At 64.7% G+C, this 15,296-nt stretch carries 14 protein-coding genes; 7 read left to right on the top strand and 7 right to left on the bottom strand.

The features are described 5' to 3' along the window. Positions 1-7: 7 nt before the first annotated feature. Together C480_RS17005 and C480_RS17000 are read left to right on the top strand one after the other, a co-directional pair. Positions 8-1,219, top strand: coding sequence for a TIGR04347 family pseudo-SAM/SPASM protein (locus C480_RS17005; RefSeq protein WP_006666855.1), 1,212 nt, complete (start codon positions 8-10; stop codon positions 1,217-1,219). A gap of 478 nt (positions 1,220-1,697) precedes the next feature. Continuing rightward, positions 1,698-1,946 (top strand): hypothetical protein, encoded by a 249-nt coding sequence (locus C480_RS17000; protein WP_006666854.1) that lies wholly within the window; start codon positions 1,698-1,700, stop codon positions 1,944-1,946. A gap of 181 nt (positions 1,947-2,127) precedes the next feature. On the opposite strand, the gene C480_RS16995 is transcribed toward C480_RS17000, so the two are convergent. Beyond that, positions 2,128-4,905, bottom strand: a complete 2,778-nt coding sequence (locus C480_RS16995) for a PEP/pyruvate-binding domain-containing protein (RefSeq protein WP_006666853.1) — start codon at positions 4,903-4,905, stop codon at positions 2,128-2,130. 178 nt (positions 4,906-5,083) lie between these two features. On the opposite strand from C480_RS16995, the gene C480_RS16990 reads away from it, so the two are divergent. The 5 genes from C480_RS16990 to C480_RS16970 all read left to right on the top strand — a co-directional run bounded on the left by C480_RS16990 (position 5,084) and on the right by C480_RS16970 (position 10,165). Next, positions 5,084-5,794 (top strand): helix-turn-helix domain-containing protein, encoded by a 711-nt coding sequence (locus tag C480_RS16990; protein WP_455429541.1) that lies wholly within the window; start codon positions 5,084-5,086, stop codon positions 5,792-5,794. Positions 5,795-6,042: 248 nt separating this feature from the next. Further along, positions 6,043-6,699 carry a helix-turn-helix domain-containing protein gene (locus C480_RS16985; RefSeq protein WP_006666851.1) on the top strand — a complete coding sequence of 219 codons (657 nt, stop codon included), beginning with the start codon at positions 6,043-6,045 and terminating at the stop codon, positions 6,697-6,699. A gap of 180 nt (positions 6,700-6,879) precedes the next feature. Continuing rightward, entirely contained in the window at positions 6,880-8,022 is a 1,143-nt protein-coding gene (locus C480_RS16980; RefSeq protein WP_006666850.1) for a CaiB/BaiF CoA transferase family protein, read from the top strand. 118 nt (positions 8,023-8,140) lie between these two features. Continuing rightward, the gene (locus C480_RS16975) at positions 8,141-8,992 is read left to right on the top strand and encodes a VOC family protein (protein ID WP_049903896.1); all 852 of its coding nucleotides are present in this window, start codon (positions 8,141-8,143) and stop codon (positions 8,990-8,992) included. Between the two features lie 159 nt (positions 8,993-9,151). After that, positions 9,152-10,165 (top strand): C45 family autoproteolytic acyltransferase/hydolase, encoded by a 1,014-nt coding sequence (locus C480_RS16970; RefSeq protein ID WP_275040283.1) that lies wholly within the window; start codon positions 9,152-9,154, stop codon positions 10,163-10,165. Between the two features lie 66 nt (positions 10,166-10,231). Here C480_RS16970 and C480_RS16965 read toward each other — a convergent pair whose 3' ends face one another. The 6 genes from C480_RS16965 to cobJ all read right to left on the bottom strand — a co-directional run bounded on the left by C480_RS16965 (position 10,232) and on the right by cobJ (position 15,269). Beyond that, entirely contained in the window at positions 10,232-11,407 is a 1,176-nt protein-coding gene (locus C480_RS16965) for an outer membrane protein assembly factor BamB family protein (protein WP_006666847.1), read from the bottom strand. A 71-nt stretch (positions 11,408-11,478) separates the two neighbouring features. Next, positions 11,479-11,847 carry a DUF3209 family protein gene (locus C480_RS16960; protein ID WP_006666846.1) on the bottom strand — a complete coding sequence of 123 codons (369 nt, stop codon included), beginning with the start codon at positions 11,845-11,847 and terminating at the stop codon, positions 11,479-11,481. A gap of 34 nt (positions 11,848-11,881) precedes the next feature. Then, positions 11,882-13,114 (bottom strand): CbiX/SirB N-terminal domain-containing protein, encoded by a 1,233-nt coding sequence (locus C480_RS16955; RefSeq protein ID WP_006666845.1) that lies wholly within the window; start codon positions 13,112-13,114, stop codon positions 11,882-11,884. Positions 13,115-13,182: 68 nt separating this feature from the next. Then, the gene (locus tag C480_RS16950; RefSeq protein ID WP_006666844.1) at positions 13,183-13,902 is read right to left on the bottom strand and encodes a hypothetical protein; all 720 of its coding nucleotides are present in this window, start codon (positions 13,900-13,902) and stop codon (positions 13,183-13,185) included. Further along, on the bottom strand, positions 13,899-14,210 hold the full coding sequence (locus C480_RS16945) for a ferredoxin (RefSeq protein ID WP_006666843.1): 312 nt from the start codon (positions 14,208-14,210) through the stop codon (positions 13,899-13,901). Before C480_RS16945 ends, C480_RS16950 begins: the two co-directional genes overlap by 4 nt. 24 nt (positions 14,211-14,234) lie before the next feature. After that, a complete protein-coding gene (gene cobJ / locus C480_RS16940) occupies positions 14,235-15,269 on the bottom strand; it encodes a precorrin-3B C(17)-methyltransferase (RefSeq protein ID WP_006666842.1) in 1,035 nt (344 codons plus the stop codon). Between the last annotated feature and the right edge of the window lie 27 nt (positions 15,270-15,296).

The raw sequence follows: 15,296 nt of genomic DNA, 5'->3' as shown, positions 1-15,296 counted from the left end.
ACGACGTATGATCTCGATAAGCAAACTCCTCTGTGACCTCGACGCCGAGGGTGACGGACTGCGGTACGACGCGGCCGACGAGTCGAATACGCACCAGATCACCAAGCGAAGGCAGCGACGGCCGGTCGTCGTCTGGAACACCACCCGGCAGTGCAACCTCTATTGCTCGCACTGTTATGCGGCGGCCGAGGACGAACCCGCACCCGGCGAGCTCACCACGGCCGAGGGCAAAGCGTTTCTCGACCAGCTCGCCGACTACGGCGTCCCGGTGGTGTTGTTTTCCGGCGGCGAACCGCTGGTTCGCGACGACCTCGAGGAACTCGTCGCGTACGCGGCCGACGCGGGGCTCCGGCCCGTGCTCTCGACGAACGGAACGCTGATCACGGCCGAACGTGCGGCTGCGCTTCGAGACGCAGGCCTGCAGTACGCGGGTATCTCGGTCGACGGGCGTCCCGAACGAAACGATAGCTTTCGCGGAAGGGAAGGGGCGTTCGACGCCGCCGTCCGCGGCATCGAGCACTGTCTCGACGCGGGTCTCAAAACCGGGCTTCGATACACGATCACCAGCGCTAACGCGGGAGATCTCGAGGCCGTCATCGACTTGCTCGTAGACGTGGGTCTCGATCGGTTTTGCTTCTATCACCTCGACTACGGCGGCCGCGGCGCTGAACTCGTCGACGCCGACCTCACGCCGACCGAGCGGCGGGCGGCTATCGAGCGACTCTGCGAGCTCACCCTCGAGTACCACGACGACGGCGAAGAGATCGAGACGCTACTCGTCGGTAACTACGCGGATGCGGCGTTCCTCGTCGAGTACGCGAGCGAGCGCTTCGGCGACGCGCGAGCGCGAACGGTCCGCGACTATCTCGAACGCAACGGCGGCGACCCCACCGGCGAGCGGATCGCGGACGTCGACTACTGTGGCAACGTACACCTGACGCAGTTCTGGCAGGGGTACAGCCTCGGAAACGTCCGGGATCGGCCGTTCGGTGAACTCTGGGAGGACGAGACGAACCCGCTGTTGCGAGCGCTTCGCGAGCGCGAGACCCATCTTACTGGACGATGTTCCGAGTGCCGGTATCGATCGATCTGTCGCGGGGCGTCCCGGTTGCGCGCGCTCGCGGTCGAGGACGACCTCTTCGCTCCCGATCCCCAGTGTTACCTGACGGAGGGAGAAATTGCGCCCGGGGATGCGTTCGCCGGCGGATCCGCGGATTGACGAACCGCCGGCCCCTCCCGAGCGAAATCATCGCATACGTTATCGGATCGGCTGAGTTCGGTATCCTCGTCGCAGCCACGGTCGCGACACGGGGCATTCGCCCGCTCGTATCGCACTGTCCCATGCGGTGAGTGACGAGCGGATCAACCCGCTACTGATCGAAATCCCGAGGCGATCTTCCCTGCCGTGTACCGATTCCACGACAGCTGACTGCTTCGAGAGCGCTCTCCTTCCCGTCGCTCGGCGGTAGATATAAGTCACTACCAATCAACAATTAGGACGGAAGCCGTTAAACGGGCATGAAATGCCCCGGATGCTGGAGACATCCGAGACGTGGCTTCCAGCCGAGTAGGCTTGCAGCCATGATTGCGTACATTCTCACGGAATATAAACATCCCGCACGACTGATGCATCGCTCAATTCAATCAGCAGCAGGTATCTCCTGCCGAATTACGAGAGTGACGAGGTGTCAGTTGAGATGAGCGACGGCGCTGACAACACCGTCGATGGTAGTGACGGCGGGGACGACCCTGGCCAGTCCGACCGATTCGACCAGTGTACCCTCCCGCGCTGTCCTCGCTGCGGGACGCCAATCGCGCGGAAAACCATGATCGGCCCCGGCAAAGCCATCGCCGGTCCCTGCGGCTGTCGCGTCGCTCCGCCGGATCCTTCTCCCGATTCCGATCCCGGCACCGCCACCCGCACCGAACGAGACCGGCCGAATTGATCCCCTGCGAGACGAGTTCACCGGACTGAACTCGGATCGCGGCGGTCAGCCGAGTTGCCGGCGAGTGTCGAGACGACCACCACGACCACCGGTATCATCGGAGCAAACCACCACGATCACCGCCGCAACTCGGCCCGTAATCGCGACTTCCGAGCGACGGACACAGACACCGACACCGAGATTAGCGCCGGGGGTCACTGGGACCGCTGGAGCGAGCAGCCGTCGTCGGATCGTCGGCATCAGTCCGATCGAGGAGTTCAACCGTTCCCCGACTCCCATCAATGCGAACTCGCTCCCCGCTCTGAATTTCGGCCGTTACGTCCGAAACCGAAACGACAGCGGGAATCCCGTATTCTCGGGCGACCAGCGCACCGTGTGTCATCCGGCCGCCGACTTCCATCACGAGCCCGGCCGCGTTCTGGAACAGCGGCGTCCACCCCACATCGGTCGACGGAGCGACGAGAATGTCGCCGTTTTCGAGGGACTCCTCGGACGGATCGGTCACCACTCGAGCGGGACCCTCGACGATGCCAGACGAAACCGGCGTTCCGACGAGTTCGTGCCCCGTCGGTTCGATCGCCGCCGTCACCGCCGGAGTTTCCCCGTCGCTGGTGAGAATCGGCGGAGCAGTCAGAGACGCGTCCCGATTGTACGCACGGCGTCGCTTTTCGATATCGACATCGATTGGGGAATCGTCTTCGAGCGCGGCGAGGAGTTCGTCTTTGCGAAGGAACCAGACATCATCAGGCTGGTCTATCTGACCGTCTGCGGCGAGCGAGTCCCCCGCCTCGGTGAAGACATCGCGAGCGGCGGTGAGAAAGCGAGTGACGCCGTGCTTGTGATGTTCCCGAAGTTGGATCCCGCCACGATAGACTCGGAGCAGTCGTGACACGACGGGCTTTCGGATCGGACCCAGAAGGCCGCGTCCAGCGCGTGCTTCGAGTTCGGCGGCCGCGCGCTCGGCATCCGCTTTCAACTGCGCAAGGTGCTCGCGGTGGTCGAGGTCGTCGCTTCCCGAGAGGGAACTGCGGATCGTTTTGCGAAGCAACTCGGGATCGTCCTTCCAGCGGGGGCGGCTGAGGTCTATTTCGCTGCTCGCTCGGGAGCCGAAGTCGTCGAGAAACGCGGTGAACGCGGCTGTGAACTCGTCCCCGCCATCGACGCGTTCTATTTCGGATAGCGAGTCTCCGGCGGTGAGCGCGTCGGCCACGTCGGGATGGGTGCGAGCGATATCGGTCACGTCGTTCAGCCGCTGGTTGATCTGGGTTGCGATCTCGTCGTCGAATCCCTTTCCGAGGGCGTCGAGTTCGTCCTCCGCGTCCGGAAAGAGCCGCTCGAGAATCGCGCCGGAGAGGAGTCCGGCGAGGAGTAGCGGCATCGACTGGCTGCCGACGGTTGCGACGAGCGTCCCGTGGTCGACCGCGTCGAACGCGTGTCGAACGCGGGCCGCCTGTGAGGACGGTTGCGTAATCCGGTCCGCCATCCGCTCGCCTTGCAGTTCGACGCGGTGGCGTACGTGTTCGGGGTCCGGCGGACCGCAGACGAACGGCCGGATGAAGCGGCCGAGCACCGTCGGTGCGGCCGGACCGATGACCGGAACGAGACGGCGGAGTGCACGACCAACCGATACCGCGCCGTCGAGTCGGTTCCGTTTCTCGGCGGTCTCTCGTTCTCGCCGTTCCGCAAGACAGTCCTCAACTGTCGTCGCCGCTGGCTCGCTCATCGCACCGAGGAGGCAAACGGCGACCGGTCGTGAGAGGCCGTTGTCGAGCAGGGGATTGAGATCGATGTACACCCGATGTCCGGCCGCCGCCGTAAACGGAGCGGTAGAATCCCCGGAGCGAAGACGGGCTGCGGAGTTCTCGAGCATCTCCCGCACCCAGTCGACGACGAGCGGTGGGAGCGCCTCTGCCATCGCTTGCTGGTGTCCGATGCTGAAATAGAGGTGGATTCGGTCGTCATCCGGAACCGGCGACGGCAGCGGGTACAGCGACGTGATCGGGCGTGACTGGAGTAAGAGGATTTCGGTGTCGACGATCGCCCATTCGATGTCCTGCTGACTATCGAACACGTCGGTGACTCGATCCCCGAGTTCAACAAGTTCACGCAGTTGCGCGTCCGAAAGAACGCGTGAGTTCCGTCGATCCGGTTCGGTCGCTACCGACTCGGTCCCGTCTCGATCCGCGCGCAGATGAAGGGTGTTGCGCTTGTCACCGATTTCGTACTCGAGTATGTCACCGGTTCGTCGATCAACGCGGGCGTTATCGGGCGAGACGTCGCCGGAAACGACCGTGTCCCCGATACCGTAGTTCGCATCGACCGATGCGACGCGGCGATTGCCAGAGACGGGATCGGCGGTGAAGAGAACGCCGGCCGCCTCCGGTTCCACGACCGCTTGGACGACCACCGCCATCGCGACAGTAGTGTGAGAGATATCGTTCTCGAGCCGGTACGAGACGGCGCGTTCGGTAAACAGGCTCGCCATGCAGTCACGGATCCGGTCGAAAATCGCCTTGCGATCGTGCACGCCGAGGAACGTCTCGTGTTGTCCCGCAAACGACGCGGTCGGTAAATCCTCGGCCGTTGCGCTCGATCGTATCGCAACCGCATCCGTCGACCGCTCCGCCAGCGTTTCTTCGATTGCTCGTCTTACCGGGTCGGGGAATTGTGCGTTCGTAATCCGCTCTCTAACTGTGGCACACCGATCACTGATGCCGTCTGCGTCCGCCAGATCGAGGTCCGCTACCGCCGCGATCGCCCGTCGAACGTCGGCATCGTCAACGAGCGCTCGATACGCAGCCGTCGTCACACAAAACCCGGACGGAACGGCGAAGTCCAGATCGACCAGCAGGGCGAGATTTGCTCCTTTACCCCCAGTTACGGACGGGTCCGTCGCGGCGTCGTCCTCGAACGAGACGGTGTACGCCGCGGTAGTCGCGTCGGTTCGAATCGCCTCCATTCAGCTCACCTGGCTTGGGAACGCTGATTGCGTTCGTCCGCCCGACCGTTCACGGTTTGCAATCGATTTCGTCTCGGAGATTCTCTCGGCACCGGTCAACACAACGACCCTCGATTCGGCCATCGCCATACGAAGGCGTTCGACCCGCACATGGGAAGCGCTACTGGCGGGTATAGTCGTGGTATTTAAGTTACGGTATCGCACACCGTCGTCCGTGAAATGCGTCCACCTAACCGCGACACCGGATTCCGAAACCGTCCCCGAATCCTTCCGCGTGCTGGCGGGGTCTTCACACGTGACCGAAGCACGTCTCGTCGCGCTGAATACCGACCCACACGGGAGACCGACTGAACTCTTCGAGGTGGACGGAAACGCGGATCGAATTCACGCTGCGCTGGCTGATTCGGAGGGTGTCCACGCGATCGAGACGGCACCCGTAACGAACGGCAGATTCAATCTCCTCGTCACGCTCGCCCCGTCAACGGCCCCCCTGCAACGGGAAGCCTTCGAGGCGATCACCCAGGAGCAACTCGTCGTCGTGAAACCAATTGTCTACCGCGATGAGCGTGTTCGGGCGCGTATAGTCGGTACTTCGGCCGCGTTGCAGCGGGCGATCGGTCGGTTCCCGGAGGATATCACGGTGGAGATCGACGCAATCGGCGAGTTCGATCGAGGGTACGAAACGCCCCTCTCGCTGCTCAGCGACCGTCAGCGGGAAGCGATGCTCGCGGCGTTCGACCTCGGATACTACGAGCGGCCGCGCGAGACCACCCACCGAGAGATAGCCGATCGACTCGGATGCGCGCCAAACACCGTATCGGACCACCTCCAGAAGGCCGAGAAGAAGATCGTAACCGAGGTCTTGAGTACGACGTTCGAACAGCAATAGCGGTGAACAGAGCGTCGAATACGACTTCCGAGTTCGAAATCCGAAACGCGCCGACGGAGAACTGCACCAGCGTCTCACGGCGCGGTGGACCCACTTATCGGCGAAAGACTCTCGAAAAACCCACCAGTGCAAACGCCCGGCACGTATCGACCAACGCGGTCGAATACCGCCGGACACTACCGAGGCGTGTTTTCACTCGGCGGGAATCGCGGGAACCGGTTATTCACCCCAAGAATGTAGTCCCGCATATGCCAGGGTTTCGAGCGACCGTCGTCGTCCACGCTCCTGCGAGGTGCCCGGTCGCCGAGGTGTCCGAAACCGTCGACGAGCCCATCAGTTCGGTGACGCGGACGCGCTCGAAGCGAACCGACGGGACCGTCACCGAAGAGTTCGGAATCGACGCCGGCGCGACCATCGAGAACGACGACCTGCGTTCGGACCGCGAGCTAACGCCGGTCCAGGAGACCGACTGTACCGCAATCTATCGGTTCGAACGCGAGTCGGAGGTCAACTGCGCGTGCGAAGTCATCGAAGACACCGGCACGCCGATCTCGTCGGTCCGAGCCCAGGACGGCTCATTACTGCTGTCGTTTCGCACCCTCGAACTCGAGAGCGTGGTCGAAATCGTCGACGAACTGCGGGCTCGGTTCGACGGCGTGCTCGTCGAGGATCTCGCCCAGGATCACGGAGAAGCGGCGGGAAATCCGACCATCGTCGATCGCGACGTGCTGACGGCTCGACAGCGAGAAATCATCGAAACGGCCCACGAGATGGGATACTTCGCGTACCCAAAGGGTGCGAACGCCACCGAAGTCGCCGACGAACTCGGTATCGCCCGCTCGACGTTCACCGAACACCTCGCCGCCACGCAGACGAAGCTCATGGACGCGATTCTCGATCCCTGAACGCGAACGCGGGGACACCGACACCACGGGTCAATCGCATTCTCGCCACCGGCGAGTTCGAAAACGAACCGTGACGACAAAGACGATTCCTCGATCCTCGAGATAACGACCGAACGATAGATGGTCGCGACGAGCGGCCTAGGGCGGTCAATTATACGCGTTCGCAGTATTGGTCTCGGCATGCACCTCGACGGACTCCGCGTGCTCGATCTGAGTCGGTTGCTCCCCGGACCGTACGGAACGCAACTGCTTGCAGACATGGGTGCAGAGGTCGTTCGGATCGAACGGCCCGGGGACGACGACGAAGCGGGACCGGAACTCGAAGCGATCAACCGCGGCAAACGACGCGTCGCGCTGGATCTGAAACGCGACGGCGGTCGCGACGCCTTCCTCGAACTCGCGACGACCGCCGATGTCGTCGTCGAACAGTTTCGGCCGGGCGTCGTGGATCGGCTGGGGATCGGCTACGAGGACGTTCGCGAGTTCAATCCCGAAATCGTCTACTGTTCGCTGTCGGGATATGGGCAGAACGGCCCGTACAGCGACCGCGTCGGACACGACTTAAATTACGTCGGTCTCGCCGGGTTGCTGGATATGACTCGCGAATCCGACGCCGAAGCCCCTCGGATACCGGGCTATCAGGTCGCGGATATCGGCGGCGGACTGTTCGGCGCACTCGCCATCGTCAGTGCCGTCCTCTCCCGAGAGCTCGGAGCTACCGACGGCGAATACATCGACATCTCCCTGACCGATGCCGCCGTGTCCTTCTCGCAGGCCGTCGCGCCGCGGGCGCTCGGCGGCGCAAATCCGCGGCCGGGCGAAACGCCGCTTACCGGTCGGTACCCCTGGTACGACAGCTACGCGGCTGAGGAAGGCTACGTGACGCTCGCCGCGTTAGAACCCCACTTCTGGATGGCCTTCTGCGACGCCGTCGGCCGCGAGGAGTGGATCGAACTCCACGCGACGGACGATCCGGCCGAACGCCAGGCGCTCCGCGAAGAGCTCGAAATCCTGTTCGCCGAGCGAACGCGGGACGAGTGGGTCGAGTTCTTCGACGGAATCGATACGGCCGTCGGCGGTGTCTACACGCCGGCCGAAACGGTCGACCATCCCCAGATTGAGGCTCGCGGCTACGTTCATCGCTCGTCGGATGGGCCGCCGTTTATCGGCTTTCCGGCGCGCGGAAGCGATATCGACCACGACGAGCCGGCAACGGCAGTCGCCGACCATGGCGCTGACACTGCATCCCTCCTTCGCGAGGCTGGGCTCGACGCGACCGAAATCGAACGGCTCCGGGAGTCGGGAGCGATCCCAGAGGCGTAGACGAATACCGACGCGCTTGATCGAATCGTCGGCACGGAACGCACATCACAGCGAGACGATCACCGACGAATCGGCTTCGCAGGCAACCGTGAAGATCATGGAGGCCCCAGCAGACACAATGACGGACGACCCACCCGTTCCGAATACCGCGCGGATCGGCCGCGCCGCGCTGAACGTGGCCGATCTCGAGGCGATGGTCGAGTTCTATCGTGACGTGGTCGGACTCGCAGTCCGCACGCGAACGGAGACGACGGCAACTCTCGGAACCGACGACGCGGCGCTACTCGTACTGGAGGAAAACGAGGACGCGCCGCCGCGGCAGCGAGACGAAGCGGGGCTCTTTCACACTGCGTTCAGGGTTCCGACGCGCGAAGCGCTCGGCGCGGCGTTCGATCGGCTCCGGGATCGATGGACGCTGACCGGCGCGTCGGACCACTACGTGAGCGAGGCGCTCTATTGCCGCGATCCCGAGGACAACGGCGTCGAAATCTACTGGGACAAGCCGCGGACCGAGTGGCCGCGCAACGACGACGGGACGATAGCCATCGGGACGGTACCGCTCGAACTCGACGAGGTTGCCGCCGCGTCGAACGGCGCGGCGAGCGCGCCGCCGGAAACGTCGATCGGCCACGTCCACCTGGAGGTCTCGTCGCTGCCGGCAACCCGAGCGTTTTACGGCGAGACGCTCGGCCTCCGCGTTCAGACCGCAATGGAATCCGCACTGTTTCTCGCTGCGGGCGACTATCACCACCACCTCGGCGTCAACACGTGGAACGAGCGAACGCAGCCAGCAACCAACCGTCACCGCGGGGTAGCATGGTTCGAGTTCAGTCTCCCGAACCCGGCTACAGTCGAAGCGGTCAGACATCGACTCGCCGAGACCGATCGCTCGGTTACTGAACTCGACAGCGAGGACGGTATCGCGGTCGCCGATCCGGACGGCATCACCGTTCGGTTTCGATCGCGCTAGCGAGGGTGCAGTCGTCGAGGCGTCCCCTTCTCGAGATGGGCAGCAGCATACGGGCGCAACTGGCTGTGGGACATCGACGCCGGCGGCGTGCAGTTTATAAAAGGCCGCAAACGTGAGAGATGGCGCTACCCACCAAGGCCGAGAAGGAACAAACCCGACATGCATCATCACCGCTTATCCGGACCGCACGAAGCGATGGGGCGACAGTACGCGGCCCAGCTCACGGACGACGGCCGTTCACTCGCGGACGCAGCAACGGAGACGCTCGATCCGTCCGAAGAACGGCGCGCGCTCGCACGCGACTGTGCGACCCACGTCGAAGAACATGCCCCGTTCCTCCTCGACGAACTTCGCGGCATCGCCGACGCAACCGGTATCGACGCTGAACTCGTCGCGACCGTTCCGCTGGCGCTAGACGCCGAGGCCGGGTGTTCGCTCGTCGCCGTTTCGGGCGAGCGTACCACTACCGGCGCGCCGCTTTTCGGCCGTAATCACGACTTCTTTCCGTCCTTCCGGGACTTCGCGACGCTGTACCGGACAGCGCCCGCGGACGGGATAGCCAGCATCGGGTGTTCCTGCGTGTACGTCGGCCGCTGTGACGGCGTGAACGAGGCCGGACTGGCGATCGGTTTCGCGGAAGTGCCGCCCCACGAGTTCGAACCGGGGATACCGTGGCAACTCGCTATTCGTGCGGTGCTCGATACGTGCCGAAGCACTGAGGACGCCGTCGGCTTCCTCGAATCGATCCCGCACGCGACGAACGTCAATTTCCTCGCCGCCGACGCGACCGGGGACATCGCGCTCGTGGAGGCGAGCCCGAATCGAGTGACAACGACCCGGCCGGCCGACGATCTGGTCTCCGTGACGCGGGAGTTCCACACCGAGTCGATGCGCGAGGCGTACCAATCGACGGATCGGACGCCCGCCGACTGCGCGCGCAGGCAGACGGTTGCGGCGTGGTTCGCCGACCAAGAGAGACCCGTCTCACCCGCCGACCTCCAAACGGCGATGGGCGACCCGGACGACGGTATGTGTTGGCCCGTCGGCGACGATGGCGATCCGCGTTCGACCATCTGGTCGTGGGTGATCGATCCCGCCGAGGCCAGCGGCTATCTAGCGGCTGATTCGCCCGTCGAGACGCCGTACGAACCGATCGAAATCGGCACGGAGTGACGCCGAGTTCCGGTCGGCGGACACCACGATCACGCGTTCCGTTCGCAGTGAAAGCAGTGAGAGTGATTACCGATCGATCGGGATGGTATGGAGCGCGTACTCGCCGCGAACCCGGGTTTCGTCGTGATACGCGACGGGTTCCTCGACGGCGGCGATCGTGCGTTCGTCTGCCGCGACCGCCGTTGCGATACCGTCGGTGGGAATGTCCTCGAGAGGGCCATTTTCCGCGTCGAATCGGCGAACGCCGTGGGCCGCCGAATCGCGCGTTCGGAAGTGCTGTGCGCAGGGGACGACGAGGGTGTCGTCCGCGGTGGTGAGTTCGTGTGCGAAGCCGTCGAGGGAGGCGGTCCAGAGCGGATCGCCCGCCGCGTCGACGACGGTAAGTTGGTGTTCGTTCGGGTGGAGCGAGTCGGTGTCGCGGCTCTCTTTGGCGTACGTATTCCCGGTGGCGAACGCGACGCGACCGTCGATCGCGGAGACGTGGTTCGGGTAGGCGTACAGCGTCTCGTCGCCGAGTTCAGTTTCGACCGCGAGATCGAGACGCCAGCGTTCCTCGCCACCCGGGCCGAGCAGGTAGCCGCGCTTGTCGCCGTGACTCGCCACCGCGAGATGCGGTCCGTCGAAGGACACGTCACCGACGCGGCGGTCGCCGTCGGTTCCGGGGTCCCAGTCCCATCGCGTCTCGCCGGAGTCGGTATCGAGGACGACGAGACCGACATCGTGGGAACCCATGCACCGATTGTAGCCGACTGCGAGGCGGTCGCCCGTCTCGTTTACGTCGATCGCGATCGGTGAGGCGTCGGTTTCGTAACGCCAGCGAACGCGGCCGTCGGCGTCGAAGGCGAAGACGGTACTGCGCCACCGTCGGTCCGCCCCGTCGCGTTCGTAGCGGCGGGCCGCCGCATAGACCGTGCCTCGATCGGGGTCCGTTTCGAGAGCCACGACGTAGGGTAGCGCGAAGATCCCGTCTTTTGCTGGAGGACCGATATCCGTTGCGGTCTCGTAGGCCCACCGCTGTTCGCCGGTGGCGAGATCGTAGGCTGCGATCGTCCCGTCCTCGCCGCGGCTGCCGACGACGAGTTCATCCTCGAGCGAGCCCAGCGTGACGGGGTGGCCCGGATGCATAATTCCCCACCTGGGATCGAGGGAATCGCGATCACGGTCGAAGGCGGTGAGCCGGCCGTCCCACTGACCCGCGAGAACGAGGTCGGCGGTCAGGTGGACGCTCGACCGGGTCCACATGTGTCGGCTCCGTGCGCTGTCGATCTCGCCCAGGGGGACGCGCCGGGAGCCGTGAGTAGGCGCTGTCACCGTTAGTCCTCCGGAAACGTTTCGTGAAGGAGGTCGTGGGCATCGCCGATCCCGTCGACGATACTCCGTCCCTGTGCGGTCAGCCGATGCACGGCGCGTTCGGCGTCTCGGACGGCGAGCAGTCGGCCGCGCGTGTAGTCGTATTCGGGGTCGTCAGGGTCCATCGCGGCGATTTCTTCCTCGAGGTCGACCAGGGCCGCGTCGAGGTGGCGCTCGATCGCCGAGAGGGACTCCGCCTCCGCGAGCGCTTTGATTGGGCCCTCGAGATGGCCTTCGAGATCCGCCTCCGCGTGTTCGCGGGCGCTTCGATCCTCGCTGCCGAGGACGTTCATCAATCCGAGTTTCAGTGCTTCGATTTCGTAACAGCTCATAGACAGGTGTGGTATTGGGATGGTATAATCGCGTTCAGAGCGTCTGATCCACGAGGTCGCTCACGATGCGGTCCCGTTCGAGGTGGGACGAAACGATGCGGTCAGCGTCGGCGGCGTCGACATCGCCGTACCAGATGCCGTCCGGATAAACCGCGACCATCGGGCCGTCGCCGCACCGACCCAGACAGGACGAGCGGGTGATACGCGCGTCGCAGTGGTCGGAGTCGCGGGCCGTCTGGCGGAGCCGTTCGAGGACCGTCGGCGACCCCATCTCGGCGCAGGTCCGGTTCGTACAGACCGCGACGTGCTTCCCCGGCGCGTCGTGAGTGTGGGGCTCGTCCGCGACCGACTCCCGGTCGGCGTGTGCCTCCTGGTGGGCCAGCGCGCGGAGCATGGCCCGCGCCCCGCCGACGTCCTCCTCGTAGCCCTCGAGATCGACCTTGTACTTGCAGGTATCACAGGACATCTCGACGCTGCCCGTCCGGGCTTCCTGCCAGCGGTCGGCGAACACGTCGAGCAATCGCGAGTCCGTTCCCAGGGGATCGCCGGCCAGTGCGTCGACGTACGGATAGTCCGCGTCGAAGTCGGCCGCCCGGTCCCGAACGCGCTGGGTAAGGACGCCGTCGCCGAGCATGTACGGCAACACAACGACCGCGTCGGGCCGGTGCTTTGCCACGCCGTGTAGGGTCTCCGCTATCGTCGGCTCCGTCACGCCGATGAACGTCGCCTCGACGCGGGTGAACTCGCGGCCCTCGTACAGCAATCGTGCGAGTTTGTGCACGTCGCCGTTGGCGTCCGGATCGCTCGAGCCGCGACCGCAGAGAACGACGGCGACATCGTCTTCCGTCCGGTCAGCGCCGAGTTCAGATTCGACGGCCGCGGCCCGGTCGTCGAGGAGGTCGATGATCGCCGGATGAATCCCCAGGTGTGCGCCGTTGTCGATCCGGATATCGAGTTCGGCGCGGGCCTGCTCGAGCGCGAGTGGCACGTCGTTTTTGACGTGGCTCGCGGCGAACAGCGAGCAGTGGACGACCGTCACTCGGGAGGTGACCGTGGCGAGTTCGGCAAGCGCCTCGTCGATAGCCGGTGCGGCGAGTTCGAGGAACGCGGCGTCAACGGGGATGTCGAGGCGTGATTCGAGGGCGGCAGCCAGGTCTCGCACCTGGTCGTTCGACTTCTCGCGCCGGGAGCCGTGGCCGATCAGGAGGATGGCCTCGTCGTCGACGGATGGGGGCGTGCCGATGTGGGATTCGTCGGGTGTGCTCATCGTAGCTGGTGTCGTTGCGTCGGGTGGTTCGATACCGAGTGGCAGTGGCTGTAACAGTAGTGGCGGTCCTAGTCGTCGATCGCGGTGGCCTGTTCGAGGCTCCGTTCGAGCTTTCGACGCCGACTCGGCGCGAACAGGCCGGTTTCCTCGCAGTCCTCGTAGAGCCAGGTGCCGAAGGCGGACGCAGCGTCGTCGTCGACCCCGAACCAGTAGCCGCCCGAGGACGTATCGCCGAGTTCGCCGACGGGTGCGTCGACCGGACAGTCGGCGATCAGTTCTCGAACGAGCGCGAGCAGATCGCGATCCGCGTGGACGAACGAGACGCCGACGGTCCCGCTCGAGGACTTGAAACAGATCGTGCCACAGCCCTCGAGCAGCCCGCGGAGGAGTTCTCGATCGTCGCCCGTGAACGCGCCGAGGCGATAGTTGCCCCGGCCGTCGACGGGAAGACTACGAACGCTGTCCCGTCCGAGGATGGTCCCCTCGTCGGCGGGAATCGAGAGCGTGAACTCCTCTTCGGTCCGGGTGATCGACGCGTCGTGGGCGTACTCGCGCGTCGTGGTCTCGCGATCGAGATCGCCGCCCGCGACGGCCGCGAGCACCTGTGCGGACGTCTCGTCGGAGGTGGCGACCTCGATCCCGTCGGAAGTAACCTCGCCGCTGCCGGCGACGTGCCCCCAGAAGTACGCCGTCGCGGGATGGCCCGCGAGCGGGTCCGCCGGGGACGATATCTCGAGTTCGAACTCGGCGTCGAACGCGGCGTCTGAATTGGCCGACGCGTCGCTCATTTGGCCACCTCCTCGGTCGATTCGGACGGCTCAGACGACTCGGCTCCATCGACAGCCTCGACGACGATGGCGTCGGTCGGACAGGCCGCTGCAGCCTGTTTGGCTTCGTCGATCCGGTCGTCGTCGAACGTCGCGACGACGCGGTCGGCCGCGTCGGTAACGTCGCCCGCACAGTCGTAGACCGGGTCCGCGTCGGGATCGACCGTCGCGAGGCCGTCCTCGCCTTCGACGAACCGCGGGTCGCGGGTCAGACAGGCGAAGATGCCGTCGCAGGCGTCTTTTTCGATCGTGACTTCGTATCGTGGCATGGTAGTGGAATCGAACCGCACCGCTCAGTAGTCGTACTTCGTCTCGTACCCGCGCGGGGTGACCATCCGGTCGTCCCAGACGTAGGTATCTTCGGTCCCGACGACGATCGTCGTCGTCATATCGATGATCTCGCTTTCGCCAAGGTCCTCGAGTTCGGCGAGATCGGTGATCATCACCTGCTCGTCCTCGCGACCCGCACCGTGGACGATGCCGACCGGCGTCTCGGGATCGCGGTGGGTCAGCAGAATTTCACAGCACTTCTGGAAGTTTTCGCGGCGCTTGCGGCTCCATGGATTGTAGATCGTGATCGTGAAGTTCTCGCTGGCGACCGCGTGGAGGCGCGATTCGATCTCGGGCATCGGCACGAGGTGATCCGACAGCGAGACCGAGACGGTGTCGTTCACCAGCGGTGCACCCAGTCGGGCCGCACAGGACTGGGCCGCGGGGACGCCCGGGACCACGTCGAACTCGACCATCGAGGCAGTCGCGCCCTTCGACTCCAGAATCTCGAGCGCCAGACCGGCCAGCGCGTAGACGTTCGGATCGCCGCTGCCGACGATCGCCACGTCGTTGCCCGCCAGCGCGCGGTCGATCGCCTCTTCCGTCCGCGAAACTTCGCCGCACATCGGCGTGTCGTAGAGTTCGTCGGCCGCGGCGGTGATTTCGTCCGGAATGAGGTCGATGTAGGTCGTGTACCCGACGATGTGCTCGGCCTCGAGCAGCGCCGTCTTCGCGCGTTCGGTCATCCCCTCCGGCTGACCGGGACCGAGGCCGACGGCCGTCAGTTGGCCGGGTTCGGCGTCGAAGTCCTCGATCGTCGCCCCGACTTCCTGTTCGGTAGAGCCGTCGTCGCTCGACGCACCGCACGACGATTCCGATGCTGAACTCGAATCGGAACTCGACGCCCCGCACGCCGAATCGCTCGATGACGTCTCGTCGCTCGACGCACCGCAGTTCGAACTCGAACTCGTCGAACTCGAGGCGGACTCCGTCTCGGTCACGCCGCCACACTTCGATGTCGATTCCTCCGCAGCGTCCGCGTTCGTCTCTGAACTCATTGGTATCGATCAGAAATCCTCCACGTC

The organism is Natrialba aegyptia DSM 13077, from assembly GCF_000337535.1.
In the GTDB taxonomy this organism is placed as follows: Archaea; Halobacteriota; Halobacteria; order Halobacteriales; family Natrialbaceae; genus Natrialba; species Natrialba aegyptia.
This window is presented reverse-complemented; position numbering and strand designations above follow the sequence as displayed.